This is a genomic window from Streptomyces sp. NBC_00885 (assembly GCF_045207475.1).
Classification (GTDB): Bacteria; Actinomycetota; Actinomycetes; order Streptomycetales; family Streptomycetaceae; genus Streptomyces.
In genome coordinates this window covers 1,825,812-1,852,227 of the sequence record NZ_CP108796.1, presented here as the reverse complement: position 1 = coordinate 1,852,227, position 26,416 = coordinate 1,825,812, and the positions used below count along the sequence as shown (strand labels likewise).

At 70.4% G+C, this 26,416-nt stretch carries 21 protein-coding genes; 9 read left to right on the top strand and 12 right to left on the bottom strand.

Translation table 11 applies throughout. The features are described 5' to 3' along the window. Nucleotides 1-131 precede the first annotated feature (131 nt). The 6 genes from OHA61_RS08410 to OHA61_RS08385 all read left to right on the top strand — a co-directional run bounded on the left by OHA61_RS08410 (nucleotide 132) and on the right by OHA61_RS08385 (nucleotide 8,780). Nucleotides 132-1,331, top strand: a complete 1,200-nt coding sequence (locus tag OHA61_RS08410; RefSeq protein ID WP_406302499.1) for an ROK family protein — start codon at nucleotides 132-134, stop codon at nucleotides 1,329-1,331. A 121-nt stretch (nucleotides 1,332-1,452) separates the two neighbouring features. Beyond that, nucleotides 1,453-2,565, top strand: coding sequence for a substrate-binding domain-containing protein (locus OHA61_RS08405; RefSeq protein WP_406302498.1), 1,113 nt, complete (start codon nucleotides 1,453-1,455; stop codon nucleotides 2,563-2,565). Nucleotides 2,566-2,747: 182 nt separating this feature from the next. After that, on the top strand, nucleotides 2,748-3,536 hold the full coding sequence (locus OHA61_RS08400; protein ID WP_406302497.1) for an ATP-binding cassette domain-containing protein: 789 nt from the start codon (nucleotides 2,748-2,750) through the stop codon (nucleotides 3,534-3,536). Further along, nucleotides 3,533-4,822 (top strand): sugar ABC transporter permease, encoded by a 1,290-nt coding sequence (locus OHA61_RS08395; RefSeq protein ID WP_406302496.1) that lies wholly within the window; start codon nucleotides 3,533-3,535, stop codon nucleotides 4,820-4,822. Before OHA61_RS08400 ends, OHA61_RS08395 begins: the two co-directional genes overlap by 4 nt. Before the next feature lie 211 nt (nucleotides 4,823-5,033). Next, nucleotides 5,034-6,947, top strand: a complete 1,914-nt coding sequence (gene dxs / locus OHA61_RS08390) for a 1-deoxy-D-xylulose-5-phosphate synthase (protein ID WP_406302495.1) — start codon at nucleotides 5,034-5,036, stop codon at nucleotides 6,945-6,947. A 315-nt stretch (nucleotides 6,948-7,262) separates the two neighbouring features. Further along, nucleotides 7,263-8,780 (top strand): amino acid permease, encoded by a 1,518-nt coding sequence (locus OHA61_RS08385; protein WP_406302494.1) that lies wholly within the window; start codon nucleotides 7,263-7,265, stop codon nucleotides 8,778-8,780. A 72-nt stretch (nucleotides 8,781-8,852) separates the two neighbouring features. Here the strand turns inward: OHA61_RS08385 and OHA61_RS08380 are convergent, their stop codons facing one another. The 6 genes from OHA61_RS08380 to OHA61_RS08355 form a co-directional block, all read right to left on the bottom strand. Next, nucleotides 8,853-9,239: an NTP pyrophosphohydrolase gene (locus OHA61_RS08380; protein ID WP_406302493.1), complete on the bottom strand. Its 387-nt coding sequence runs from the start codon at nucleotides 9,237-9,239 to the stop codon at nucleotides 8,853-8,855. A gap of 94 nt (nucleotides 9,240-9,333) precedes the next feature. Next, entirely contained in the window at nucleotides 9,334-11,460 is a 2,127-nt protein-coding gene (locus OHA61_RS08375) for a 3-hydroxyacyl-CoA dehydrogenase NAD-binding domain-containing protein (protein ID WP_406302492.1), read from the bottom strand. After that, on the bottom strand, nucleotides 11,457-12,677 hold the full coding sequence (locus OHA61_RS08370) for a thiolase family protein (protein WP_406302491.1): 1,221 nt from the start codon (nucleotides 12,675-12,677) through the stop codon (nucleotides 11,457-11,459). The genes OHA61_RS08375 and OHA61_RS08370 overlap by 4 nt, the downstream gene beginning before the upstream one ends. A gap of 438 nt (nucleotides 12,678-13,115) precedes the next feature. Further along, entirely contained in the window at nucleotides 13,116-14,390 is a 1,275-nt protein-coding gene (locus OHA61_RS08365) for an HRDC domain-containing protein (protein ID WP_406302490.1), read from the bottom strand. A 78-nt stretch (nucleotides 14,391-14,468) separates the two neighbouring features. Next, complete coding sequence (locus OHA61_RS08360; protein WP_108153209.1) at nucleotides 14,469-15,131, bottom strand: response regulator transcription factor; 663 nt, start codon at nucleotides 15,129-15,131, stop codon at nucleotides 14,469-14,471. Between the two features lie 365 nt (nucleotides 15,132-15,496). After that, the gene (locus tag OHA61_RS08355) at nucleotides 15,497-16,168 is read right to left on the bottom strand and encodes a DUF3000 domain-containing protein (protein WP_324984554.1); all 672 of its coding nucleotides are present in this window, start codon (nucleotides 16,166-16,168) and stop codon (nucleotides 15,497-15,499) included. A gap of 92 nt (nucleotides 16,169-16,260) precedes the next feature. On the opposite strand from OHA61_RS08355, the gene hemE reads away from it, so the two are divergent. Beyond that, entirely contained in the window at nucleotides 16,261-17,325 is a 1,065-nt protein-coding gene (hemE, locus tag OHA61_RS08350; RefSeq protein ID WP_406302489.1) for a uroporphyrinogen decarboxylase, read from the top strand. A gap of 56 nt (nucleotides 17,326-17,381) precedes the next feature. Here hemE and OHA61_RS08345 read toward each other — a convergent pair whose 3' ends face one another. After that, nucleotides 17,382-18,761: an FAD-dependent oxidoreductase gene (locus OHA61_RS08345; protein ID WP_406302488.1), complete on the bottom strand. Its 1,380-nt coding sequence runs from the start codon at nucleotides 18,759-18,761 to the stop codon at nucleotides 17,382-17,384. Between the two features lie 27 nt (nucleotides 18,762-18,788). Continuing rightward, on the bottom strand, nucleotides 18,789-19,739 hold the full coding sequence (locus tag OHA61_RS08340; RefSeq protein ID WP_406302487.1) for a DUF4349 domain-containing protein: 951 nt from the start codon (nucleotides 19,737-19,739) through the stop codon (nucleotides 18,789-18,791). Nucleotides 19,740-19,867: 128 nt separating this feature from the next. Between OHA61_RS08340 and hemG the strand changes: the two genes are divergently transcribed. Both hemG and hemQ read left to right on the top strand, forming a co-directional pair. Further along, a complete protein-coding gene (hemG, locus tag OHA61_RS08335; RefSeq protein ID WP_406302486.1) occupies nucleotides 19,868-21,307 on the top strand; it encodes a protoporphyrinogen oxidase in 1,440 nt (479 codons plus the stop codon). A 4-nt stretch (nucleotides 21,308-21,311) separates the two neighbouring features. Then, nucleotides 21,312-22,025 carry a hydrogen peroxide-dependent heme synthase gene (gene hemQ, locus OHA61_RS08330; RefSeq protein WP_406302485.1) on the top strand — a complete coding sequence of 238 codons (714 nt, stop codon included), beginning with the start codon at nucleotides 21,312-21,314 and terminating at the stop codon, nucleotides 22,023-22,025. Nucleotides 22,026-22,058: 33 nt separating this feature from the next. Here the strand turns inward: hemQ and OHA61_RS08325 are convergent, their stop codons facing one another. The 4 genes from OHA61_RS08325 to OHA61_RS08310 form a co-directional block, all read right to left on the bottom strand. After that, nucleotides 22,059-23,660 carry an alpha/beta hydrolase gene (locus tag OHA61_RS08325; RefSeq protein WP_406302484.1) on the bottom strand — a complete coding sequence of 534 codons (1,602 nt, stop codon included), beginning with the start codon at nucleotides 23,658-23,660 and terminating at the stop codon, nucleotides 22,059-22,061. Between the two features lie 87 nt (nucleotides 23,661-23,747). Then, the gene (locus OHA61_RS08320; protein ID WP_406302483.1) at nucleotides 23,748-24,509 is read right to left on the bottom strand and encodes a TIGR04222 domain-containing membrane protein; all 762 of its coding nucleotides are present in this window, start codon (nucleotides 24,507-24,509) and stop codon (nucleotides 23,748-23,750) included. A 64-nt stretch (nucleotides 24,510-24,573) separates the two neighbouring features. Continuing rightward, entirely contained in the window at nucleotides 24,574-25,329 is a 756-nt protein-coding gene (locus OHA61_RS08315) for a DUF4142 domain-containing protein (protein ID WP_406302482.1), read from the bottom strand. A 93-nt stretch (nucleotides 25,330-25,422) separates the two neighbouring features. Beyond that, nucleotides 25,423-26,412 (bottom strand): TIGR04222 domain-containing membrane protein, encoded by a 990-nt coding sequence (locus OHA61_RS08310; protein WP_406302481.1) that lies wholly within the window; start codon nucleotides 26,410-26,412, stop codon nucleotides 25,423-25,425. Nucleotides 26,413-26,416 lie beyond the last annotated feature (4 nt).

The following is a 26,416-nucleotide window of genomic DNA, read 5'->3' as shown; positions in this document are numbered from 1 at the left end:
GTCTTGACGCGATAACGCGCGAGAGTTGTGCTTAGAGTTCACAAGTTGGAGAAACGTCGGGGTTGCCTCACGGTGACTCCGGCCGGGGGTGGTCGTCGTGCCGCCCACCGGGGGCAGGAGTGGATGAGTCAATGGAGACTCCGGGATCGCAGACATCTCTGCACCGGGCAAACCTCGAGCGGGTCGTGCGTGCCGTGCGCATGGCGGGCTCGCTCACGCAGGCGGAGATCGCGAGGAGTACCGGCCTCTCCGCGGCCACCGTCTCCAATATCGTTCGCGAACTGAAGGACGGCGGCACCGTTGAGGTGACACCCACGTCCGCGGGCGGCCGCCGGGCGCGCAGCGTCTCGCTCAGCGGCGACGCGGGCATCGTCATCGGCGTCGACTTCGGTCACACCCACCTGCGCGTCGCCATCGGCAATCTGGCCCACCAGGTGCTCGCGGAGGAGTCCGAGCCGCTCGATGTGGACGCCTCGTCCGCAGAAGGCTTCGACCGCGCGGAACAACTGGTCAACCGCCTGATCGCGGCTTCGGGGATCGGCCCGGACAAGGTGGTCGGAGTGGGTCTCGGTGTACCCGGCCCGATCGATGTCGAGTCGGGCACCCTCGGCTCCACGTCGATCCTGCCGGGCTGGACCGGGATCAACCCCAGCGAGGAACTCTCCGGGCGGCTCGGCGTGCCCGTGTACGTCGACAACGACGCCAACCTCGGCGCCCTGGGCGAGCTCGTCTGGGGCAGTGGCCGAGGGGTCCGGGACCTCGCGTACATCAAGGTGGCCAGCGGTGTCGGCGCCGGTCTGGTCATAGACGGTCAGATCTACCGGGGCCCGGGCGGCACGGCCGGCGAGATCGGCCACATCACCCTGGACGAGTCGGGTCCCGTCTGCCGCTGCGGCAACCGCGGCTGCCTGGAGACCTTCGCCGCGGCCCGTTACGTACTGCCGCTGCTCCAGTCCAGTCACGGCCCGGATCTGACCATGGAGCGCGTGGTCCAGCTGGCCCGCGAGGGCGACCCGGGCTGCCGCCGGGTCATCGCCGACGTCGGGCGGCACATCGGCAGCGGTGTGGCCAATCTGTGCAACCTGCTCAATCCCAGTCGCGTCGTGCTGGGCGGAAATCTCGCGGAAGCGGGAGAATTGGTTCTTGGACCGATCAGAGAGTCGGTCTCCCGGTACGCGATTCCCAGCGCGGCGCGCCAGCTGTCCGTCCTTCCGGGGGCGCTCGGCGCGCGTGCCGAGGTGCTCGGGTCACTGGCTCTCGTCCTGAGCGAAATGGGCGATTCAACCCTTCTGGACAGCTCGATGCCCACCGGGGCACCTGCCTTCACTTAGATAACGAATGGCACCGTTGTCATCTCGTTAAGGATTTACTCCTTGACGATGACACCGGGGCCGAGTTGACTTCCAGCCACCTCGGCCGCAGCGACGCGGCCTCGTCAGGGAGGTTTCGAAGATGAACACGCGAATGCGTCGTGCAGCCGTAGCCGTAGCCGCCACCACGATGGCTGTTTCTCTCGCCGCCTGTGGCAGCGCCAAGGAGTCGGGCGAGAAGTCCGACCAGACCGGCGCCGCCAAGGGCGACGACATCACCATCGGTCTGCTGCTGCCGGAGAACCAGACCGCGCGCTACGAGCAGTTCGACAAGCCGCTCATTGAGAAGAAGATCAGCGAGCTGACAGGCGGCAAGGCGAAGGTCATCTACGCCAACGCCAAGCAGGACGCGACGCTGCAGAACCAGCAGGTCGACACGATGATCACCAACAAGGTGGACGCACTCATCGTCGACTCGGTGGACTCCAAGGCCATCGCCGGCTCGGTCAAGAAGGCCAAGGACGCGGACATCCCCGTCGTCGCCTTCGACCGTCTCGCCGAGGGCCCGATCGACGCCTACACCTCCTTCGACAACGAAGAGGTCGGCCACGTCCAGGGCAAGGCGCTGCTCACCGCACTCGGCGCCAAGGCCAAGGACGGCCAGATCGTCATGATGAACGGTGCCGTCACCGACCCGAACGCCGCTCTGTTCAAGAAGGGTGCGCACGCCGAGCTCGACGGCAAGGTGACCGTAGGCAAGGAGTACGACACCAAGGAGTGGAAGCCGGAGAACGCCAACGCCAACATGGAGGCCGCGATCACGGCCCTTGGCAAGGACAAGATCATCGGCGTCTACTCCGCCAACGACGGCATGGCGGGCGGCATCATCACCGCCCTGAAGGCCGGCGGCTTCACCAAGCTCCCGCCGGTCACCGGCCAGGACGCCGAGCTCGCCGGTGTGCAGCGCATCGTCGCGGGTGAGCAGTACGCCAGCGTCTACAAGCCGTACGCGCCGGAGGCCGCTGCCGCCGCCGAGATGGCCGTCGCGCTCGCCAAGGGCGAGAAGCTCGACGCCATTGCCAAGGAGAAGGTCTCCAGCCCGACCACCAAGGACATCCCGTCGGTGCTCGTCCCGGTCGTCTCGCTGACCAAGGACAACATCAACGCCACGGTCGTCAAGGACGGCGTCTACACCGTCGCCCAGATCTGCACCCCGAAGTACAAGGCCGCCTGCGACGCGCTCGGTCTGAAGTAAGTCCGCAGAGCCTCACGGGACTTACGCACCCATGAAGCCTGTCCGGTGCCCCGCCCCCTTTTCAGCCCCCGCTACCGGGGCGGGGTGCCGGACAGAAACGCTTCTTCCAACTGTTCGCTTCTGCTCAACCTCCGCGCCCGTTCCCCCGGCGCGGCATCCCCGCCGGTCAGGCGGCGAAGGAGATGGTTCACGTGTCCGCTACGCCCGTGCTGGCGTTGCGCGGGGTCTCCAAGCGATTCGGTGCCGTTCAGGCGCTCACCGACGTAGAGCTTGAGGTCCATTCCGGTGAAGTGGTCGCCCTGGTGGGCGACAACGGAGCCGGCAAGTCCACGCTGGTCAAGACGATCGCCGGCGTACATCCCATCGATGAAGGCGTCATCGAGTGGGACGGCAGCAAGGTCCAGATCAACCGGCCGCACGACGCCCAGAACCTGGGCATCGCGACCGTCTACCAGGACCTCGCGCTGTGCGACAACATCGACGTCGTCGGCAACCTCTACCTGGGCCGGGAGATCCGCAAGCGCGGCATCCTCAACGAGGTCGAGATGGAGCGCCGCGCCCGCGAGCTGCTCCAGACGCTGTCGATCCGTATCCCGAGTGTGCGCATCCCGATCGCCTCGCTCTCCGGAGGCCAGCGCCAGACGGTGGCCATCGCCCGTTCGATGCTCGGCGAGCCCAAGCTCGTCATCCTCGACGAGCCGACGGCAGCCCTCGGCGTCGAGCAGACCGCCCAGGTCCTCGACCTCGTCGAGCGACTGCGCGAGCGCGGTCACGCGGTCATCCTCATCAGCCACAACATGGCCGATGTGAAGGCCGTCGCCGACAAGGTCGCCGTGCTCCGCCTCGGCCGCAACAACGGCGTCTTCGAGGTCAGGACCACCTCGCAGGAAGAGATCATCTCCGCCATCACCGGCGCCACGGACAACGCCGTGACCCGTCGTGCGGCGCGCACCACGGAGGTTCAGAAGTGAACGTCGACAAGACCTCCACTCCCACCGACGCGCCGGTCGTCAACCCGGAGGCCGCCCACGACGCGGTCACCGCGGTCGACCCCCGGCTGCTCGTGCGTGAGCAGGGCTTCGCCGGTTACATCTCGGAGTTCAAGCGCAAGCTGCACTCCGGTGATCTGGGCTCGATTCCGGTGGTGATCGGCCTGATCATCATCGCCATCGTCTTCCAGAGCCTGAACTCCAACTTCCTCTCCGCGCAGAACCTCAGCAACATCGCTGTCGCGATGGTCGCCACCGGCATGATGGCCGTCGGCATCATCTTCGTGCTGCTGCTCGGCGAGATCGACCTGTCGGTCGGCTCGGTCAGCGGTGTCTCCGGCGCGATCGTCGCCGTGCTGACCGTCACCCACGGTATGAACGAGTGGCTCGCCGTCATCATCGCGATCGCCAGCGGCGCGGCCATCGGCGCGATCCACGGCTTCTTCTTCGCCCGGATCGGCGCACCCGCGTTCGCCGTCACGCTGGCCGGCCTGCTCTTCTGGCTGGGCTTCATGCTCCAGCTCCTCGGCGACCAGGGCACGATCAACCTGGACGGCGAGGGTGTCGTCGGCAAGCTGACCACGTACTACTTCTCGGACGTGGCGGCCTCCTACGGCCTCGCCGCGGTCGCGGTCGCCGGGTTCTTCCTGTCGGCCTTCTTCGACGCCCGTCGGCGCGAGGCCGCCGGAATCCCGTCCCGGCCGCTCGTCGACATCGTGGTGCGTACGGTTCTGCTCGCCATCGTCGCCTTCGCGGCCGCTGTCATGTTCAACCAGTACAAGGGCCTGCCGCTCGCGCTGGTCCTCTTCCTGGTGGTGCTGGTGGTGACGGACTTCGTGCTCCGGCGCACCACCTACGGCCGCAAGATCTTCGCGCTCGGCGGCAGCGTCGAGGCCTCGCGGCGTGCCGGTATCAACGTCGAGATGGTGCGGATCTCGGTCTTCGCCATCGCGGGCACCTTCGCCGCCATCGGCGGGCTGTTCTGGGCGTCCAAGATCGCGGCTGCCAACCAGAGCGCCGGCGCCGGTGACCTGCTGATGAACGTCATCGCGGCGGCCGTCATCGGCGGCACCAGCCTCTTCGGCGGACGCGGCCGGACCTGGAACGCGCTGCTCGGTGTCATGGTGATCGTCTCGATCCAGTACGGGCTGGCGCTGGAAGGCATCGCCACTCCGATCCAGTACATGATCACCGGTGGCGTGCTGCTGGCGACCGTGGTGATCGACTCCGTCACCCGGAAGACCCAGAAGACCGCGGGCCGCGCCTGACCGCGGCTCCGCAGGAGTGCCCGGCACCGCTCGCGGTGCCGGGCACCTCTGTGTGTTCGCCCCCGTCGCCCACACCCTTTTGCCGAGGCGCTACGCGCCACTTCACCCATTTGCGTGATGTAGATCGCACCGCCCGATGACGTCCGCAGCAGGCGGAACATTAGACTCGGCAGACCGGCACGCTAGACCGCTCAACTGCAAGGAGGCACGGGTGGCCCTGCTGACCCGCATCACGGGACCGCGCGATCTGGACCGGCTCAGTCCGGAGCAGCTCGACCAGCTGGCCGCCGAGATCAGGACCTTCCTCGTGGACGCGGTCTCCAAGACCGGTGGCCACCTCGGTCCCAACCTCGGCGTGGTGGAGCTGACGATCGCCCTGCACCGTGTCTTCGACTCGCCGAAGGACAAGGTCCTCTTCGACACGGGCCACCAGAGTTACGTGCACAAGCTCCTGACCGGGCGCCAGGACTTCTCCCGGCTCAAGATGAAGGGCGGACTGTCGGGCTACCCGGCGCGTGCCGAGTCCGAGCACGACATCATCGAGAACTCCCACGCCTCCACCGTCCTCGGCTGGGCCGACGGTCTCGCCAAGGCCAACGAGGTGCTGAAGAAGGACGACCACGTCGTCGCCGTGATCGGTGACGGAGCGCTCACCGGCGGCATGGCCTGGGAGGCGCTGAACAACATCGCGGCCGCCAAGGACCGCCCCCTGGTGATCGTCGTCAACGACAACGAGCGCTCGTACGCCCCCACGATCGGCGGCCTCGCCAACCACCTCGCCACGCTGCGCACGACCGACGGCTACGAGCGCTTCCTGGCCCGCGGCAAGGACATCCTGGAGCGCACCCCCGTCGTCGGGAAGCCGCTCTACGAGACCCTGCACGGCGCCAAGAAGGGCCTGAAGGACTTCATCGCCCCGCAGGGCATGTTCGAGGACCTCGGCCTGAAGTACGTCGGCCCCATCGACGGCCACGACATCGAGGCCCTGGAGTCCGCGCTCGCCCGCGCCAAGCGCTTCGGCGGCCCCGTCATCGTCCACTGCCTCACCGAGAAGGGCCGCGGCTACCAGCCCGCCCTCCAGGACGAGGCGGACCGCTTCCACGCCGTCGGCAAGATCCACCCGGACACCGGCCTGCCGATCTCCACCTCGGGACTCGACTGGACCTCCGTCTTCGGCGAGGAGATGGTCGAGCTCGGCAAGGAGCGCAGGGACCTCGTCGCGATCACCGCGGCGATGCTGCAGCCGGTCGGCCTCGACAAGTTCGCCAAGGCCTTCCCCGACCGGGTCTACGACGTCGGCATCGCCGAGCAGCACGGCGCGGTGTCCGCGGCCGGCCTCGCGACCGGCGGACTGCACCCGGTCTTCGCCGTGTACGCCACCTTCCTCAACCGCGCCTTCGACCAGGTGCTGATGGACGTGGCCCTGCACAAGTGCGGGGTGACCTTCGTGCTCGACCGCGCGGGTGTCACCGGCACGGACGGCGCCTCGCACAACGGCATGTGGGACATGTCGATCCTTCAGGTCGTGCCGGGTCTGCGGATCGCGGCCCCGCGCGATGCCGACCAGGTCCGCGCCCAGCTGCGCGAGGCCGTCGAGGTGGACGACGCGCCCACCGTGGTGCGCTTCTCCAAGGGCGCGGTCGGCCCCGCCGTGAAGGCCCTCGGCAAGGTCGGCGGCATGGACGTACTGCGCAACGCGGGCACCGACCGGCCGGACGTGCTGCTGGTCTCCGTCGGCGCGCTCGCCCCGATGTGCCTGGAGATCGCCGGCCTGCTCGACGCCCAGGGCATCTCGGCCACCGTCGTCGACCCGCGCTGGGTCAAGCCCGTGGACGAGGCCCTCGCGCCGCTCGCCGAGCAGCACCGCGTGGTCGTCACCGTCGAGGACAACAGCCGTGTCGGAGGCGTCGGATCGGCCGTTTCCCAGGCGCTGCGCGACGCCGGTGTCGACGTACCGCTGCGCGACTTCGGCATCCCGCCGCGCTTCCTCGACCACGCCTCCCGCAAGGAGGTCCTGGCGGAGATCGGTCTGACCGCACCGGACATCGCCCGTCAGGTGACCGGCCTGGTGGCCAAGCTGGACGGCCGGTTCGAGAGCGAGTCGGTGGAGCCCGCCCGCGACTAGGTCCTGTCCGGCCGATCTTGCCGGGCTCGCGTGCCCTGGCACGGCACCTCGCTGCGTTGTCGTCAGTCGCCTACGCTCCGCGTGGGCTCCTTCCTCCGCCTTGCGATGCACCACGCCAGACCCCGCTCGCTGATCCGGCCTGATCGACCGGACAGGACCGAGCGGAACTGCTTTTCGCCGCGCCAATGGGCCGGTCGGTCACCCTGTATGGGTGGTCCGACCGGCCCATTCGCGTGAAATCCACCCGTACGGAGCTCTGTCGGGCCACCGATGTCCGAATCATGGCGTTCACGACGAGTGCGTGGAGGTACGCCGGTGAGTACGCAGCAGGACACGGGCCCGCGCGGGAACGGGCTGTTCAGGACCAAGTCGGTCGAGCAGTCGATCCGCGACACCGAAGAGCCGGAGCATGCCCTCAAGAAATCCCTCTCGGCATGGGATCTGATCGTCTTCGGCGTCGGTGTCATCATCGGCACCGGCATCTTCGTCCTCACCGGGAAGGTGGCCAAGGAGAACGCGGGACCCGCGACCGCGCTCGCCTTCGTCGCCGCCGGCATCGTCTGTGCGCTGGCGGCCCTGTGCTACGCCGAGTTCGCCTCGACCGTCCCGGTGGCCGGGTCGGCGTACACTTTCGCGTACGCCTCCATCGGTGAGCTGCCCGCCTGGATCATCGGCTGGGACCTCGTCCTCGAATTCGCGCTGGGCACGGCCGTCGTCGCGGTCGGCTGGTCGGGCTATGTGCGTTCCCTGATGGACAACGCGGACTGGCATCTCGCGAATGCGCTGGAAGGGCCCGACGTGCCAGGCGGGACCTTCGACATCCTGGCCTTCCTGCTGGTGCTGGTGCTGACGGCGATCCTGGTGGTCGGCATGAAGCTGTCCGCCAACATCACCGCGGTCGTCGTGGCCATCAAGGTGACGGTGGTCATGATCGTGATCATCGCGGGGCTGTTCTTCATCGTGGGCGACAACTACTCGCCGTTCATCCCCGACGCGGTGACCCCGGAGGGCGGGCTGGGCTGGGAAGACGCCCCCATGGTTCAACTGATCTTCGGTTACGAAGCCACCAACTTCGGCGTCATGGGCATCTTCACCGCCGCCTCCGTCGTCTTCTTCGCCTTCATCGGCTTCGACGTAGTGGCCACCGCCGCCGAGGAGACCAAGCTCCCGCAGCGCGACATGCCGCGCGGCATCCTGGGCTCGCTCCTGATCTGCACCGTGCTCTACGTGGCCGTCTCGCTCGTGGTCACCGGCATGCAGCACTACAGCAAACTGTCCATCAGCGCGCCCCTCGCCGACGCCTTCAAGGCCACCGGTCACCCCTGGTACGCCGGCGCCATCAGCTTCGGTGCCGCCGTCGGCCTGACCACCGTGTGTCTGATCCTGCTGCTCGGCCAGACGCGAGTGTTCTTCGCGATGAGCCGCGACGGTCTGCTGCCGCGCTTCTTCTCCATCACGCACCCGCGCTTCAGGACCCCCTACCGGCCGACCATCCTGCTCGGCTGCCTCATCGCCGTCATCGCGGGCTTCACCAGCATCAACGAGCTCGCGACCCTGGTGAACATCGGCACCCTCTTCGCGTTCATCGTCGTGGCCGTCGGTGTGATGGTCCTTCGCCGCACCCGCCCCGATCTGCACCGCGCCTTCCGCACACCGTGGGTGCCGTTCATCCCGATCCTGTCGATCGCCGCATCGCTCTGGCTGATGCTGAACCTGCCGGGCGAGACATGGCTGCGCTTCGCCGTCTGGATGCTGATCGGCTTCGTCGTGTACTTCCTCTACGGGCGCAGGAACAGCCGCCTCGGCAAGATGGGCAAGGACGCCGTGTTCTAAACGACTCGGCTCCGGATCCTCATGCGCCCGGCACCGTATGTCCTGCTCCAACAGGGCCTGCGGGGCCGGGCGCTACGTACGATCGCCCGGAGGCTGAACGCTCCGCGGACCCAGGCACTGCGCGCCCTGCGCCTCCACGCGCCGTCTCAACTCCCGGTCGGCCGTGACCACCACACACTCCCGGCCCGCCTCACGGGCGGACGCCAGCTCCACGATCAGGTCGTCACCGCTGCCGGGCGCGGACTCCACGCGTACGTCCGGCACGCTCTCCACTGCGCGGGCCGCGCCCTCCACGACGAGGACCAGCTCCACGGGACCGGGATGACCCGGTACCCCGGCCGGGGCGAAGGCGGCCAGCCGGTCGCGCAGCCGCTCGGCCGCCCCGCGCCGGTCGCGCCACCAGCCGTCCGGGACCGAGCCGACCACATTCGCCGCGTCGACGATCACCAGCGCACGCATGCGCACAGCTTCGCACGGCACGATCCGTCGCGGGAACGCCGAACGGGCCGTACGGGAAGCCCCGTACGGCCCGTTCGTGCGACAACGGCCGGCGTTACGCCGGGACGCTCGCGACGCCCTGCGCCAGGAACGGCTTGCCGTTCACGCGCTGGGAGACACCCTCACGGTCCAGGTACGGCGTGATGCCGCCCAGGTGGAAGGGCCAGCCGGCGCCCGTGATCAGGCAGAGGTCGATGTCCTGGGCCTCGGCCACGACACCCTCCTGAAGCATCAGACCGATCTCCTGCGCCACCGCGTCGAGCACGCGCGCGCGGGTCTGCTCCTCGGTCAGGACGGCGTCGCCCTGCTTGAGGAGGGCGGCGACCTCCGGGTCCAGCTCCGGCTTGCCGGAGTCGTAGACGTAGAAGCCGCGCTTGCCCGCCTTGACGACCGCGGCCAGGTTCTCGGAGACCGTGAAGCGGTCCGGGAAGGCACGGTTGAGGGTCTCGGAGACATGCAGACCGATGGCCGGGCCGACGAGCTCCAGGAGGACCAGCGGCGACATCGGCAGACCCAGCGGCTCGACAGCCCTCTCGGCCACCTCGACCGGGGTGCCCTCGTCGATGACGTTCTGGATCTCGCCCATGAAGCGGGTCAGGATGCGGTTGACCACGAAGGCCGGGGCGTCCTTGACCAGGACGGCGGTCTTCTTCAGCTTCTTCGCCACGCCGAAGGCGGTGGCGAGGGCCGCGTCGTCCGTCTTCTCGCCGCGGACGATCTCCAGCAGCGGGAGGATCGCGACGGGGTTGAAGAAGTGGAAGCCGACCACGCGCTCCGGGTGCTGGAGCTTGGAGGCCATCTCGGTGACCGACAGCGAGGAGGTGTTGGTGGCGAGGATCGCGTGCGCCGGGGCGACCGCCTCCACCTCCGCGAACACCTGCTGCTTGACGCCGATCTCCTCGAAGACCGCCTCGATGATGAAGTCGGCGTCGGAGAATCCCTCCGCCTTGTCCAGCACACCGGTGACCAGGCCCTTGAGGCGGTTGGCCTTGTCCTGGTTGATACGGCCCTTGCCGAGCAGCTTCTCGATCTCGGCGTGGACGTAGCCCACACCCTTGTCGACGCGCTCCTGGTCGATGTCGGTCAGCACGACCGGCACCTCCAGGCGGCGCAGGAAGAGCAGCGCCAGCTGAGAGGCCATCAGACCGGCGCCGACGACGCCGACCTTGGTGACCGGGCGGGCCAGGCTCTTGTCAGGGGCGCCCGCCGGGCGCTTGCCGCGCTTCTGGACCAGGTTGAAGGCGTAGATGCCGCTGCGCAGCTCGCCGCCCATGATCAGGTCCGCGAGGGCGGTGTCCTCGGCGTCGAAGCCGGCCTGCAGGTCACCGCTCTTGGCGGCAGCGATGATGTCCAGCGCGCGGTAGGCGGCCGGAGCCGCGCCGTGCACCTTGGAGTCGGCGATGAAGCGGCCGCGCTCGACGGCCTGGTCCCAGGCCTCGCCGCGGTCGACCTCGGGACGCTCGACCGTGAGGTCGCCCTTGAGGACGGACGCCGTCCAGATCAGCGACTGCTCCAGGAAGTCCGCGCCCTCGAAGATCGCGTCGGCGATGCCGAGCTCGAAGACCTGCTTGCCCCTGAGCTGCTTGTTCTGGTTGAGCGAGTTCTCGATGATCACCGAGACGGCCTTGTCGGCGCCGATCAGGTTCGGCAGGATCGCGCAGCCGCCCCAGCCCGGGACGAGACCGAGGAAGACCTCGGGCAGCGAGAAGGCCGGGATCGCCTGGGAGACAGTGCGGTACGAGCAGTGCAGACCGACCTCGACACCGCCGCCCATCGCCGCGCCGTTGTAGTACGCGAACGTGGGGACCGCGAGGCCGGACAGACGCTTGAAGACGTCGTGGCCGCCCTTGCCGATGGCGAGCGCGTCCTCGTGCCGCTTCAGCAGCTCGACGCCCTTGAGGTCGGCGCCGACGGCGAAGATGAACGGCTTGCCGGTGATGCCGACACCGACGATGTCGCCGTTCGCGGCCTCGGCCTCGACCTGGTCGACGGCGGCGTTCAGGTTCGCCAGCGACTGGGGGCCGAAGGTGGTCGGCTTGGTGTGGTCCAGGCCGTTGTCCAGCGTGATGAGCGCGAACTTGCCCGCGCCGGCCGGGAGGTCGAGGTGGCGCACGTGCGCCTGCGTGACGACCTCGTCCGGGAACAGCTCGGCCGCGCCCTTCAGGAGTTCAGCGGTGCTCACTTGTTTCCTCCGTCGAAGTGCGGGTTCTCCCAGATGACCGTCGCGCCCATGCCGAAGCCGACACACATGGTGGTCAGGCCGTAGCGGACGAGCGGCTGCTCCTCGAACTGCCGCGCCAGCTGCGTCATCAGACGCACGCCGGAGGAGGCCAGCGGGTGGCCGTAGGCGATGGCGCCGCCGTACTGGTTGACGCGCGCGTCGTCGTCCGCGATGCCGTAGTGCTCGAGGAAGGCCAGCACCTGGACGGCGAAGGCCTCGTTGATCTCGAACAGGCCGATGTCGTCGATCGACAGACCCGCCTTGGCGAGGGCCTTCTCGGTCGCCGGGATCGGGCCGTAGCCCATGACCTCGGGCTCGACACCGGCGTACGCGTAGGAGACGAGCCGCATCCGGACCGGCAGGCCCAGCTCTTGCGCGACGTCCTCGGAGGCGAGGAGCGAGGCGGTGGCGCCGTCATTGAGACCGGCGGCGTTGCCCGCGGTGACACGGCCGTGCGCACGGAACGGCGTCTTCAGGCCCGCGAGGGACTCCAGGGTCGTGCCCGGACGCATCGGCTCGTCGGCGGTGGCCAGGCCCCAGCCGGTCTCGCCCGCCTCGGCGTTGGTGCGGCGTACGGAGACCGGCACCAGGTCCTGCTGGATCTTGCCGTTGGCGTACGCCTTCGCGGCCTTCTCCTGCGAGCGCACGGCGTACTCGTCGGCGCGCTGCTTGGTGATGGTCGGGTAGCGGTCGTGCAGGTTCTCGGCGGTCATGCCCATGAAGAGGGCGGACTCGTCGACGAGCTTCTCGCTCACGAACCGCGGGTTCGGGTCGACGCCCTCGCCCATGGGGTGACGGCCCATGTGCTCGACGCCACCGGCGATCACGACGTCGTACGCGCCGAAGGCGATCGAACCGGCGGTCGTCGTCACGGCGGTCATCGCGCCCGCACACATGCGGTCGATGGAGTACCCCGGAACGGACTGCGGCAGACCCGCGAGGATGCCGGCGGTGCGGCCGAGGGTGAGGCCCTGGTCGCCGATCTGCGTGGTCGCGGCGATGGCGACCTCGTCGATCTTCTTGGGGTCCAGGCCGGGATTGCGGCGCAGCAGCTCCCGGATGGCCTTCACAACGAGATCGTCGGCACGGGTCTCGTGGTAAATGCCCTTCGGGCCCGCCTTGCCGAACGGGGTGCGGACGCCGTCGACGAAGACGACGTCCCTGACGGTACGAGGCACGATGGCTCTCCTCCAGGGTGCGGGATGGCACTGCTGCGGGCACGCGGCTAAGCGCGCGCTTCCTTCGCTCATGCTACTTGCGGGTAACCATCGTGCACAGCCCCAGGGGCGGGAGCGGCGAACGTCACACGGGGTGCGGGTGCGGGGTGCCGCTGCGCGGGGCTTGTTCCCCTACCCGCCCCTTCCCGTAACTGGGGCTCCGCCCCAGACCCCTGCGCCCGCTTCGCGGCGCGAACCGGGGGCTCCGCCCCCAAGCCCCCATACGCCCTTCGGGCGTGTCCTCAAACGCCGGACGGGCTGAATGTGCGGCCCTGCCGCACAATCCAGCCCCGCCGGCGTTTGAGGCGCGGGGGTACGGGGGCAGCGCCCCCGCAAGGGGTCCGGGGTGGAGCCCTGGTTCGGGAAGGGGCGGGGTGGGGACAAGGCCCGCCGCAGGCGTCAGGCCTGTGCCGCGAGCGCCTCGACCAGCAGCGGCGTCACCTGTTCGATCTGCCAGCGGCGCGCGCCGTACGAGGCCAGGGCCTCTGCCACGGCGTCCTCGCCGATCTCGGTCGGCGGCTCCCAGCACACCCGCCGCACCGTGTCCGGCGTGATCAGGTTCTCCTGCGGCATGTTCAGCTCCTCGGCAAGCGCGGACACGGCCGCGCGCGCCGCGGAGAGCCGGGCCGCGGCCGCCGGGTCCTTGTCCGCCCAGGAACGCGGCGGCGGCGGACCGTTCAGCGGCTGGCCGGGCTGCGGCAGATCGGGGTCGGGCAGCGCCTTCGCGCGGTCGACGGCCGCCTGCCACTGCTCCAGCTGGCGCCGCCCCATCCGGTGGCCGAATCCCGGCAGTGCGGTGAGCGCCTGCACATTCTCGGGCACTGCGAGCGAGGCCTCGACGATCGCGGCATCGCTGAGCACCTTGCCCGGCGACACGTCACGCCGCTGTGCCACCGCGTCGCGGGCGTTCCACAGCTCCCGTACGACAGCCATCTGGCGACGGCGGCGCACCTTGTGCATGCCGGACGTACGGCGCCAGGGATCCTTGCGCGGGGGAGCGGGCGGGGCCGAGGCGATCGCGTCGAACTCCTGGTGTGCCCACTCCAGCTTGCCCTGCCGGTCCAGCTCCTTCTCCAGCGCGTCGCGCAGATCGACCAGCAGCTCCACGTCGAGCGCGGCGTACCGCAGCCACGGCTCGGGGAGCGGACGGGTCGACCAGTCGACCGCCGAGTGGCCCTTTTCCAGGGCGTAGCCGAGGACGGACTCGACCATCGCGCCGAGCCCCACCCGCGGAAAGCCGGCGAGCCGCCCGGCCAGCTCGGTGTCGAAGAGCCGGGTGGGAATCATGCCTATTTCGCGCAGGCAGGGGAGGTCCTGGGTGGCCGCGTGCAGAATCCACTCCGTGCCGGCGAGCACCTCGCCGAGCCCGGAGAGATCGGGACAGCCGACGGGGTCGATCAGCGCACTGCCCGCGCCCTCGCGGCGCAGCTGTACGAGATAGGCCCGCTGGCCGTAGCGGTAGCCGGACGCGCGCTCGGCGTCGACGGCCACGGGGCCGGTGCCGGAGGCGAACGCGGCGATGACCTCGGCGAGCGCGGCGTCGTCCGCGATCACGGGAGGAATGCCTTCGCGGGGCTCCAGCAAGGGAATCGGCGCCGGTTCGACGTCGTCCGGGGGAGCGCCCCCGGTGGTTCGCAGTGCGGTCTCTGCTGCGGTCTCTTGGGCGTCGGTCACGTGTCAAGGGTATCCGTGAACGGAAGGCGCCCGTCGACGGAACGTTCCGTCGACGGGCGCGAAAGAGATGTAAAGCGGTCAGTGAATGATGCCGGTGCGCAGTGCGACGGCCACCATTCCGGCGCGGTCGCCTGTGCCGAGCTTGCGTGCGATACGGGCGAGGTGGCTCTTGACGGTCAGCGCGGACAGGCCCATCGAGACGCCGATCGCCTTGTTGGACTGGCCTTCCGCGACCAGGCGGAGCACCTCGACCTCACGGCCGGAGAGCTCGCGGTAGCCGCCCGGGTGGCTCGGGGCACCCGGGGGGCGGCGGTGCATCCGGCCGGCCGCGGCGCCGATGGGGGCGGCGCCGGGACGGGTCGGGTGCCCGATGTTCGTACGCGTACCGGTGACGACATATCCCTTGACGCCGCCCGCGAGTGCGTTGCGTACGGCGCCGATGTCGTCGGCTGCGGAGAGGGCGAGGCCGTTGGGCCAGCCTGCGGCTCGGGTCTCGGACAGGAGGGTCAGCCCGGAACCGTCGGGCAGGTGGACGTCGGCAACGCAGATGTCGCGCGGGTTGCCGACGCGGGGACGGGCCTCCGCGATGGACGACGCCTCGATGACGTCACGCACTCCGAGGGCCCACAGGTGGCGGGTGACGGTGGAGCGGACGCGCGGGTCGGCCACGACGACCATGGCCGTCGGCTTGTTCGGGCGGTAGGCGACCAGGCTTGCGGGCTGCTCGAGAAGAACGGACACCAGGCCTCCTGGGGGGAAGGTGCGGGGCGGAGCCGGCTCGGGGCTGAAGCCGGGGCGAACCGTGCAGTTAGGGTCACAGACCTCTTCGGCAGCGATCCCGCCCGGCTTTAGGGAATGATCACGATTTGGTGAGTAACAATTGGGGCAATTCGGACGGGTGATCGATCATCCTAAGAGCGAACCGTCGTGCGCGGGCGCATATGCACGAGCGCGGGCGTGAGCCCGGGCTGCGGCTCCGCATTCGAGTTCGGCTCGATGCCCGGCTCCGCGTTCGGGGATGCCGGGCCGGGCGCCCGCTCGTCGCGTTCCGCGTTACTCCTGCGCGCCCGCGGCCCAGTGTCCCGGGCGCGGGACCGGGTGCGGTGTCAGCGCTGCTGCGGACCCCGCCGCTGCGGGAGCGACACGACGCCCGTCGCCGCGTCCGCCTGACCCGCCTGGGACGGCGGCAGCCCGGCGATCTGGCAGAGCAGATCGCACCAGGCCGTGAGGTGTGCCGCCGAGTCCGGAACCCCGCCCAGACCCTCCCGCGGAGTCCACGAGGCCCGGATCTCGATCTGTGTCGCCGGACGCCGCTCGGAGAGTCCACCGAAATAGTGAGAACCCGCGCGGGTGACGGTGCCGCTCGGCTCCCCGTACGAGAGGCCGCGGGCCTCCAGCGCGCCCGTCAGCCACGACCAGCAGACCTCGGGAAGCAGCGGGTCGGCCGCCATCTCCGGCTCCAACTCGGCGCGCACCAGCGTCACCAGCCGGAAGGTGCCCTGCCAGGCTTCGTGACCGGCCGGATCGTGCAGCAGCACGAGGCGCCCGTCGGCGAGATCCTCCTCGCCGTCGACGACCGCCGCCTCAAGCGCGTACGCATGCGGGGCGAGCCGCTGGGGCGGGCGCGTCGGGTCCAGCTCGATCTCCGGCCGCAGCCGCGCCGCCCGCAGCGCCTCGACCGCCTGCCGGAACGCACGCGGGACGGCATTCCCCTCCGCACTGTCCGTGTCGTCAGTGCCGTTGGAATGATCGGAAAAATGTCCCTGAGCCGCAGCCATGCGGGGAAGAGTAGGCGGAACGGGGGCTTCGCGCAGGGAGGGACACCCGGGCCGGGGCGGCCACTTCCCCACTACGTGCGAAGATTCTGGGCGTGAGTGCCAACGACCGCCCCTCGGGCCAGCCGACCAAGACGTACGACTCCGCGTTCCTGAAGGCATGCAGGCGTGAGCCGGTGCCGCACACGCCGGTCTGGTTCATGCGTCAGGCGGGGCGCTCACTGCCCGAATACCTGAAGGTCCGCGAGGGCATCGGGATGCTGGAATCGTGCATGCGGCCCGAGCTCGTCACCGAGATCACGCTGCAGCCGGTGCGCCGTCACAAGGTTGACGCCGCGATCTACTTCAGCGACATCGTCGTCCCCCTCAAGGCCATCGGCGTCGACCTCGACATCAAGCCCGGCGTCGGCCCGGTCGTCGCCGAGCCGATCCGCACCCGCGCCGATCTGGACCGCCTGCGCGACCTGACGCCCGAGGATGTCTCGTACGTCACCGAGGCCATCGGGATGCTCACCGGAGAGCTCGGATCCACCCCGCTCATCGGCTTCGCCGGAGCCCCGTTCACCCTCGCCAGCTACCTCGTCGAGGGCGGCCCCTCGCGCAATCACGAGCACACCAAGGCGCTGATGTACGGCGACCCGCAACTGTGGGCCGATCTGCTCGACCGCCTCGCCGAGATCACCTCCGCCTTCCTCAAGGTGCAGATCGAGGCGGGCGCGAGCGCCGTGCAGCTCTTCGACTCATGGGTGGGCGCACTCGCCCCCGCCGACTACCGGCGCTCGGTGATGCCGGCCTCGGCCAAGGTCTTCGACGCGGTCGCCTCGTACGGAGTGCCGCGCATCCACTTCGGCGTCGGCACCGGCGAACTGCTCGGCCTGATGGGCGAGGCGGGCGCGGACGTCGTCGGCGTCGACTGGCGAGTCCCCCTGGACGAGGCCGCCCGCCGCGTCGGCCCGGGCAGGGCGCTGCAGGGCAACCTCGACCCGGCCGTCCTGTTCTCCACCCGGGAGGCCGTCGAGACCAAGACCCGCGAGGTCCTGGACGCGGCGGCTGGCCTGGAGGGCCACATCTTCAACCTGGGCCACGGCGTCCTGCCGACGACGGACCCGGACGCGCTGACGCGTCTGGTGGAGTACGTGCACACGCGCACCGCGCGCTAGACCCGGGGGAACGGCCGCCGGCCGACGCGCGGCTGTAGAGCTGCTGTCCGGGGGGCCTAAATGCCCTCCCGGCGGACCGCCGTCACGGCCTTGCGGGCCGCCACCAGGACCGGGTCCCAGACCGGGGAGAACGGTGGGGCGTAGCCGAGGTCCAGGGTCGTCATCTGTTCCACCGTCATGCCCGCCGTGAGCGCCACCGCCGCGATGTCGACGCGCTTCGCCGCGCCGTCGGTGCCGACGATCTGGACGCCGAGCAGCCTGCCCGTGCGGCGTTCCGCGAGCATCTTCACCGTCATCCGCGCGGCGCCGGGGTAGTAACCGGCGCTGTTCGTCGACTCGATCGTGGCCGTGACGTAGCGCAGGCCCACCGCGCGCGCGTCCTTTTCGCGCAGGCCGGTGCGGGCGATCTCCAGGTCGCAGACCTTGCTGACGGCCGTGCCCACCACGCCGGGGAAGGTTCCGTAGCCGCCGCCCACGTTCGAGCCGATGATCTGGCCGTGCTTGTTGGCGTGCGTGCCGAGCGCGATATGGCGCTCGCGGCCCGAGACCAGATCGAGGACCTCCACGCAGTCGCCGCCCGCCCAGATGTCGTCGTGGCCGCGGACCCGCATCGCCAGGTCGGTGAGCAGCCCGCCGTACTCCCCGAGCGGCAGGCCCGCGGCGCGGGCGAGGGCGGTCTCCGGTTCGACGCCGATGCCGAGGACCACGACGTCCGCCGGGTACTCCGCGTCCTCGGTCGCCACTGCGCGGACCCGGCCGTTCTCGCCGGTGAGGATCTTGGTGACCTCGGCCCCGGCCACCGTCGTGATGCCCATGCGATCCATCGACCGGTGGACCAGGCGGCCCATGTCCGGGTCGAGCGTGGCCATCGGCTGTTCGCCGCGGTTGAGGACGGTCACCTCGAAGCCGTGCTTCAGCAGCGCCTCTGCCATCTCGACGCCGATGTAGCCGACGCCGACGACGACCGCGCGGCGGCCCTCGACGCTGTCCAGCGTGGTCAGCAGGTCCTGGCCGTCGTCGAGGGTCTGCACCCCGTGCACACCGGGCGCGTCGATGCCGGGCAGCGGCGGGCGGATGGGTCGCGCGCCGGTCGCGATGACCAGCTTGTCGTAGCCGGTCCACGTCTCGGTGCCCGTCTCCAGGTCGCGGGAGCGCACCCGCCCGCCCGGAACGTCGATCTCCGTCACTTCGTTACGCATCCGCAGATCGATCGCGCGCTCGCGGTGCTCGGCCGGCGTACGGGCGATCAGGTCGTCGCGCTCGGGCACATCGCCGCCGACCCAGTACGGAATGCCGCAGGCCGAGTACGAGCTGAAGTGCCCGCGCTCGAACGCGACGATCTCCAGCTCGTCCGGGCCCTTGAGCCTGCGTGCCTGCGATGCGGCGGACATGCCCGCCGCATCGCCCCCGATGACCACCAGTCGCTCCATCGCCATGGGAACACGCTACGGGGGAACGACGGTTCAGTCCTGGCCGGGGCCGGGGCCGGGGCCGGGGTAGGGGCCGGGGTAGGGCCCGGGAGCCGTGGCCTCGTTGTGGGCACGCCTGGGCAGCCGCGGGCGCAGCACCCAGCGCCACAGCGCGTACAGCACCGCGAGGACCGCCCCGAACGGAGCCACCGCACCGACCACCACCGCGATCCACTCGCCCGTCGCGACCAGGGCGCCCCAGCCGCCGCCGAGCGCGTCCAGGAAGCCGGGGTCGTCGTCCTCCTTGTGCTCCTCCTTCTCGGGCTCCGAAAGCGAGAGGGTGATCGTCGCCAGCGTCGTACGGTCCTTCAGTGCGGCCTGCTGGGCGAGCAGTGACTCCAACTCCGCCTGTCGGCTGCTCAGTTGCCCCTCCAGCGTGACCACGTCGCTGAGCTTGACCGCCCGGTCCATCAGCGCCCGTACGCGGTTCACGCTTGCCCGCTGGGTCGCTATCCGGCTCTCGACGTCGACGACCTGGGCGGTGACGTCCTTGGCGTCGGCCTTGCGGGAGAGCAGCTTTCCGGCACCGGCCAGCTCGGTGAGCACCTCGTCGTACTTCTCCTGCGGGACACGCAGGACGACGCGCGAGGTCACATGGGTGTCGTCGATCCGCTCGGTGGACTCGCCTGCGACATGGCCTCCGGCGTTCTCGGCCGCCCCGCGGGCGGCCGCGAGCGCCTTGGGGGCGTCCTTGACCTCCATTTCGAGCACGGCCGTGCGGATGATGTGAGCCGGCAGCAAGGGCTGCTTCGGCTGGTTCGGCGGGGTCTGCCGGGAGCCGGAGTCCTTGTCGGCGGCGTACCCCGAGCCCGCCGCCCCCTCCGCCGCGGGCCTCGGAGCCGACTTGTCGTCCGCACTGGACATGTCGTCCGCCCCGCCGCTGCACCCGGCGACGGCGAGTGAAGCGGTGAGAAACAGTGCCGCGACCGTACGACGTGCACGCATGCAGGCCCCCCGGGGACAGGTGATGGGTGTTGCCGGTTCGACGTACGAGGCACCTGCGCGGGTTGCCCCCTTTCGATCCCGAAGCGGTCACGGTCAGGACTCGGTACGGGGTTTGAGAGAGTTGGCACATGCAGCGCTCTCTCAACCGGGACACACGCACCGGTCATGTCGTCGTCATCGGAGGCGGCATCGCCGGTCTCGCGGCCGCGCACCGGCTGCTCGACTCCGGTGTACGCGTCACCCTCCTCGAAGCCACCGACCGTCTCGGCGGCAAGCTCGAGGCGGGCGAGATCGAGGGCACCCCCGTCGACCTCGGCGCCGAGTCGATGCTCGCCCGCCGCCCCGAAGCCGTCGAACTGGCCCGCGCCGTCGGACTCGCCGACCGGCTCCAGCCGCCTGCGACCGCCACCGCCTCGGTGTGGACCCGCGACGCGCTGCGCCCGATGCCCAAGGGCCATGTCATGGGAGTGCCGGGCGACCCGGCGGCCCTCGCGGGGCTGCTCTCGCCCGAGGGCGTCGCCCGTATCGCGCAGGAGCGCGACCTCCCGCCCGCCGAACTCGGCGACGACGTCGCGGTCGGCGCGTATGTGGCCGAGCGCCTCGGCCGCGAGGTCGTCGACCGGCTGGTCGAGCCGCTGCTCGGCGGGGTCTACGCGGGCGACGCGTACCGCATCTCCATGCGCGCCGCCGTCCCCCAGCTCTTCGAGGCAGCGAAGACCCATGACTCGCTGCTCGACGGCGTACGGGACATCCAGGCGAAGGCAAGCACACAGCAGGCCGCGGGGCCCGTCTTCATGGGCATCGAAGGCGGCATCGGCACGCTGCCCGGCGCCGTCGCCGACGCCGTACGCGCTCAGGGCGGCGAGATCCTCCTGGAGACTCCCGTACTCGGCATGACGCGCGGCGCCGACAGCTGGGAGATCCGCACGGACCAGCGTGTGATCGCGGCCGACGCCGTCGTGCTCGCGACACCCGCCTGGTCCGCGTCCGCGCTGCTCGCCTCCGAATGCCCGGCCGCCGCGGCCGAGCTCGGCCAGGTCGAGTACGCCTCGATGGCCCTGGTCACCATGGCCTTCCGGCGCAAGGACCTGGCCGGCATGCCGGACGGCAGCGGCTTCCTTGTGCCGCCCGTCGACGGCCACACGATCAAGGCGTCCACCTTCTCGACCCGCAAGTGGGGCTGGGTGGACCAGGCGTCCCCGGACCTCTTCGTCCTGCGCACCTCGATCGGGCGCTACGGCGAGGACGAGCATCTGCACCGCGAGGACACCGAACTCGTCTCCGTGTCCCTGAGCGATCTCGGCGAGGCCACCGGACTGGCCGCCCGGCCCGTGGCCACCGAGGTGACCCGGTGGATCGGCGGACTGCCCCAGTACCCCGTGGGGCACCTGAAGCGCGTCGCCCGGATCCGGGAGGAGGTCGCCAAGCTGCAGGGCCTCAGGGTCTGCGGCGCGGCCTACGACGGCGTCGGGATCCCCGCCTGCATCGCGGGCGCCCGGCGCGCGGCCGACGAGATCCTCGCCACGCCGACCCTGGCGCGGGGCACGGATCACGACGCGGGAGAATAGCCCCATGAGTGCGCCCGAAAAGATCCCGAACGCAGGCAAGAAGGCCAAGGACCTCAATGAGGTCATCCGGTACACGCTGTGGTCCGTCTTCAAGCTGCGCGATGTACTTCCCGAGGACCGGTCCGGCTACGCGGACGAGGTCCAGGAGCTGTTCGACCAGCTCGCCGCCAAGGACGTCACCGTGCGCGGCACGTACGACCTGTCGGGGCTGCGGGCCGACGCCGACGTCATGATCTGGTGGCACGCCGAGACCGCGGACGAGCTGCAGGAGGCGTACAACCTCTTCCGCCGCACGAGGCTCGGCCGCGCTCTGGACCCGGTCTGGTCGAACATGGCGCTGCACCGCCCCGCGGAGTTCAACAAGGCGCACATCCCGGCCTTCCTGGCCGACGAGACGCCGCGCAGTTACGTCTCGGTCTACCCCTTTGTGCGCTCCTACGACTGGTACCTGCTGCCCGACGAGGACCGCCGCCGGATGCTCGCCGACCACGGCAAGATGGCCCGCGGCTACCCGGACGTGCGCGCCAACACGGTCGCGTCGTTCTCGCTCGGCGACTACGAGTGGATCCTGGCCTTCGAGGCGGACGAGCTGCACCGCATCGTCGACCTGATGCGTCATCTGCGTGCGTCCGAGGCACGGATGCACGTCCGCGAAGAGGTGCCGTTCTACACGGGGCGGCGCAAGTCCCTCGCGGAGCTGGTCTCGGGGCTCGCCTGACCCGCGACTCCCCAAAGACCCCGACCCGGAAGATCAGACGACGTGCGGCACCTTCGGGAGGCCCGCGCGCCGCTCCAGCGACACCGGGTCCGGCTCCGGGTGCGGCGCGCACGAAGCGCGCCGCACCGGCGTCTCACCGGTGAGCAGATAGTTCTCCAGGTGGGCGTTGACACACTTGTTGCTGCCGCCGCCGATGCCGTGCGTACCGGCGTCCTCCTCCGTGATCAGCACGGCCCCCTTCAGCCGCCGCGCCAGCTCGCGCGCCCCCTCGTACGGCGTCGCCGCGTCCCGCTCCGCGGCCAGGATCAGCGTCGGCGGCAGCGCGCCCCTCTTCGTACGTACATCCAGCGGCTGCTGCCGCGGCGCCGGCCAGAACGCGCACGGCAGGTTCATGAAGGCGTTGTCCCAGGTCTCGAACGGTGCCCGGCGAGCGAGGGCGGTGTTGTCGTGGTCCCAGACCTCCCACTCGGTCGGCCAGGGAGCGTCGTTGCACTCCACGGCGGTGTAGACGGCGTTGGCGTTCTCCGCCTCCCGCGCCTCCTCCGGCCGGGGTGCGGCCTGACTGATCAGCGGCTTCTCATTGCCCTTCAGATACTCCGAGAGCGCGGTGGCGCGCGGGATCCAGTACTCGTCGGTGTACCCGACCCCCAGGAACGCCGCGTGCAGCTGGCCGGGGCCGACGACGCCCCCCGCCGGCTCCAGGGCGAGGCCGGCACGCGCCTTCTCGTAGCTGACCGCCACCTCTTCGGGCGTGGCGCCCAGGTGGAAGGTGCCGTCGTACTTGGCGACCCACGCGCGGAAGTCCGCCCAGCGGCTCTCGAAGGCGAGCGACTGGTCGAGGTTGCTGCGGTACCAGATCTGCTTGGGCTCCGGGTTGACCGCCGAGTCGAAAACCATCCGGCGCACATGCGAGGGGAAGAGCGTCGCGTACAGCGCGCCGAAGTAGGTTCCGTACGAGGCGCCCATGAAGGTCAGCCGCGGCTGGCCGAGCGCCGCCCGCAGCACATCGAGGTCGCGGGCGTTGTTGAGCGAGGTGTAGTGGCGCAGGGCCTCGCCCGCGCTCAGCGCACAGCCCTGCGCGTACGCCTGCGCCCGCGCGATCCGCTCCTGCTTGTACGACGGCGAGGGATGCACCGGGGCCAGGGTCGGCCCCTTGCCGAAGTCGGCCGGGTCCTGGCAGGACAGCGGGGCCGAGCGGCCCACACCGCGCGGGGAGTAGCCCACGATGTCGTACGCCTCGGCGATCCGCTTCCACTCGGGCAGCCGGGCTGCCAGCGGGAAGTACATGCTGGACGCGCCGGGGCCGCCGGGGTTGTAGACGAAGGCGCCCTGGTGCTGGGCTGCGCTCCCGCTCGCCTTCACGCGACTGACGGTCAGGGAGATCTGACGGCCCGACGGCTCGGCGTAGTCGAGCGGGACCTTCACCGTGCCGCACTGGACGGGGGAGGGGAGCATCTCGGCCTTGGGACAGGGCCCGAAGGAGATGCCCGCGGCCTCGGCGCGCCCGGCGGCGACGCCCGTGCCGTACGACTCGGCGTCCGCGGTGCTCGTGCCGCCGGCCGGGGCGACGGCCAGTGCGGTGATGACCAAGGAACTCAAGGCTGTCACTGCCCCGTACATCGCCACTGCTCGCATCGCGTTCCCTTCGTGCGGAGGTCAGCCGTGCGGCAAAGGGAACGCAGAGCATTTGTCGTTGTAAAGGACCGATGTCCGGTGTCGGGGTCAATGACTCCGATGCGCCGTACGGCCACTCGTGAGCGCCGCTCGCAGCTTCGGATCGTCGAGCGCGCGGACGCCGCCCACCGCGAGAGCCGCGAGCGAGTCCTCGGTGGACAGCGCGCGGAGCAGGCGCAGACCGTCGGGAGAGGCCCAGCGGGTGTACGGACGCACCTCGATGCGCGCGATGGCCAGGCAGCCGAGGGTGAGCAGCAGGGGCAGCGCGAACCAGCCGAGCACCGGTGCCGTCGTGCCCTGTCCCTGAGGGAGGAGCAGCCCGGCGGCCGCCGCCATCGCGACCGTGAGCACGCTCGCGCCCTGCACCGCGCGTACGGCCGCAGCGACCCCCGACATGGCGCCGTCCGGGACGGCGAGCCCGGCGCTGACGAGCCGGTTTCCGACGGCCCGTACGGCATCGGCTGCGGAGGCGGCCGCCCGTACTGCCGCTATCCGCGCCTGGCCCGCCGGCCCTATCGCGCCGATGACCGAACGCTCCAGGTCGTCCTCGCCCTCCGGGTCGACGACCGTGGCCCAGCCGGTGTGCGCGAGGAGCAGCATGCGGCGGCGGTGCATCGAGACCAGCGTGAGCTCGGCGACCCGGTGCGGGCCACCCGACAGGAACGCCGCTTCGTACAGGCTCAACTCCCGTTTGCCTGCCCCTTCTTCGGGGGACGGCGGGCGGGCGGCTTCGACAGCGGCTATGCAGAGCCGCGCGCAGCTGATGCCTGCCGCGGCCCAGGCCACCAGCACGAACCGGACCCAGAGCATGGCTGGTTTCTACGCGAGATGTCCGCTGGAGCGCCATGGGTTGTTCACCATGCGGACCGTGCCGTTATCCGTTCGTGATGTCGGAGCGCGGCCGGGACGCCGCGGGCGGCAGCGAGAAGGAGGGGGTCGGGGTGGGTGTGAGGGTCTTGGCCGGCGGCGGTGTCGCCCCCGGCACGGGCGGCGGCGGTCCGGTCGGGCTCGCGGTCCCGGTGCCCGCCGCCTGAGACGCGATGGCGTCGAAGTCGACGAGACCGGTCGCTTCAAGGATCTTGATGTGGTCGAGGACGGTGGTGTTGGCGTCGTCGGCGAGTGCGCGCACCAGGGTGTTGCGCGTGCTGTTGCGTATGTCCGCGACGAGCGAGAAGACCTTGCCGTGCGCCCGGCGCAGGATATTGGCGAACTTCGTCTCGTACTCCTTGCCGCGCGCCTTGGTGAACTCCTTCAGCCAGCCCTGCTGCTGGGCGGTCGGCTGGTTCGGCAGCTCCAGGTTGAGCCGGGACGCGACCTCGCGGACGCGGGCGTCGAGATACGTGTGGCCCTGCACGAGATGCTCGCCCGCCGTCCTGACCGCGACGCTGGGGGCGCGGCCCACGGCCTGCTGGCCTGCGGGCAGCTCCCACAGGCCGGCGAGTCTGACCCGGACGACGAAGTCACGGTCGGCGGCGGACAGCGGGCCCCAGGGGGTGGGGACGGAACCGGCCCGGAGGTTGGCCTCGGCGGTTCCTGAGCGGTCGTCGTACGACCAGACGGGGAAGAGAATCGCGGCGACGGTCGCCGTCAGGGCGACGACGATCAGGCCGGTGCCGGTGAGGAAACGCATAGTGCCTCCTGCGTGCGGTCCGCACGCTAGTCGGCTGCGTGATGATCCTGTGGGCGGTTGGCACAAGTGCGAGGTGGGCGCGTGGAGGCGCGGTCAGGAGCTGCTGCCGCAGCTGGAGCCGGAGGACGAACCGCAACTGGACCCGGACGAACTGCCGCAGCTGGAGCCACCGGACGATCCGCCGCAGCTCGACCCGCTGCTGCAGGCCGAGCCGGAGCCGTCCGATGACCCGCCGCCCGCCCCGCAGCTGGAGCCGCCGCAGCCCGATCCCGGGCTCGACCCGGCACACCACACGGCCACATGGTCCGTGGACGACGGCGAGTGGCTGCCGGTCCGGGCCGCCGGGTTACGGGCCGCGGCGATCAGCTGCGCCTGGAGCGCGGGGTCCGGCACCGCGCGCAGACCGTGCAGCGCGACGAGATGGGCCGCCGAGAACGCCTGTGCGTTCTGGGTCGCGTACGAACGCAGGGCCTGCTGCCCGGCCGTGGTGATCCGGCGCCGGGAGAGGCCCGCCACGACGAACCCGGTCACGCTGCCGGCGATCAGGGCCGGGAGGACCATGACGATGAACGGCACGCCTGGGTCGTCGTCACTGACGAAGCTGATGACGGTGAGAACGAAGGCGACCGGCAGGGCGAGCAGGCTCAGAAGGCCCTGCGTGACACCCCACACCGTCAGTCTGCGGTTCTGCCCCGGCGGTGCCATCAGACCGCCGGCGGCGAGGCCGTCTCCGATCTCCTGCACGGCGGGGTGCCGCATCACCGCGATGCGCAGCGTGTGCAGCGCACCGGTCGGGGCGGCGGCCAGCTGCTCGAAGACCGCGCGCTCGACCGGGTCGTGGGCGAGCGGGTGGCGTACGGAGACGATGCCCGGGCCGCCGATCGCCAGCCGGCCGTCCGCATGCAGCGCGGCGATCGCCGAGTCGACGACCCTGGCCGGGCCGCCGCTGAGGAAGGCGGCCTCGTAGACATGCGGGACGGGTCCGGTCGCGGGGTGGCTGCGCCGGGCGGAGGACGAACGGACGATCAGCGCGGCGGAGGACGCGCCGACGACGAGATAGACGAGAACGGTGAGCAGGACCATCGGG

Excerpts from the sequence above, each read along its gene's own strand:
- OHA61_RS08410 (WP_406302499.1), top strand. The coding sequence starts at position 132 with ATGGAGACTCCGGGATCGCAGACATCTCTGCACCGGGCAAACCTCGAG.
- OHA61_RS08405 (WP_406302498.1), top strand. The coding sequence starts at position 1,453 with ATGAACACGCGAATGCGTCGTGCAGCCGTAGCCGTAGCCGCCACCACG.
- OHA61_RS08400 (WP_406302497.1), top strand. The coding sequence starts at position 2,748 with ATGGTTCACGTGTCCGCTACGCCCGTGCTGGCGTTGCGCGGGGTCTCC.
- OHA61_RS08380 (WP_406302493.1), bottom strand. The coding sequence starts at position 9,239 with ATGCGTGCGCTGGTGATCGTCGACGCGGCGAATGTGGTCGGCTCGGTC.
- OHA61_RS08355 (WP_324984554.1), bottom strand. The coding sequence starts at position 16,168 with ATGGCTGCGGCTCAGGGACATTTTTCCGATCATTCCAACGGCACTGAC.
- OHA61_RS08345 (WP_406302488.1), bottom strand. The coding sequence starts at position 18,761 with ATGGCGATGGAGCGACTGGTGGTCATCGGGGGCGATGCGGCGGGCATG.
- OHA61_RS08340 (WP_406302487.1), bottom strand. The coding sequence starts at position 19,739 with ATGCGTGCACGTCGTACGGTCGCGGCACTGTTTCTCACCGCTTCACTC.
- hemG (WP_406302486.1), top strand. The coding sequence starts at position 19,868 with ATGCAGCGCTCTCTCAACCGGGACACACGCACCGGTCATGTCGTCGTC.
- hemQ (WP_406302485.1), top strand. The coding sequence starts at position 21,312 with ATGAGTGCGCCCGAAAAGATCCCGAACGCAGGCAAGAAGGCCAAGGAC.
- OHA61_RS08325 (WP_406302484.1), bottom strand. The coding sequence starts at position 23,660 with ATGCGAGCAGTGGCGATGTACGGGGCAGTGACAGCCTTGAGTTCCTTG.
- OHA61_RS08320 (WP_406302483.1), bottom strand. The coding sequence starts at position 24,509 with ATGCTCTGGGTCCGGTTCGTGCTGGTGGCCTGGGCCGCGGCAGGCATC.
- OHA61_RS08315 (WP_406302482.1), bottom strand. The coding sequence starts at position 25,329 with ATGCGTTTCCTCACCGGCACCGGCCTGATCGTCGTCGCCCTGACGGCG.
- OHA61_RS08310 (WP_406302481.1), bottom strand. The coding sequence starts at position 26,412 with ATGGTCCTGCTCACCGTTCTCGTCTATCTCGTCGTCGGCGCGTCCTCC.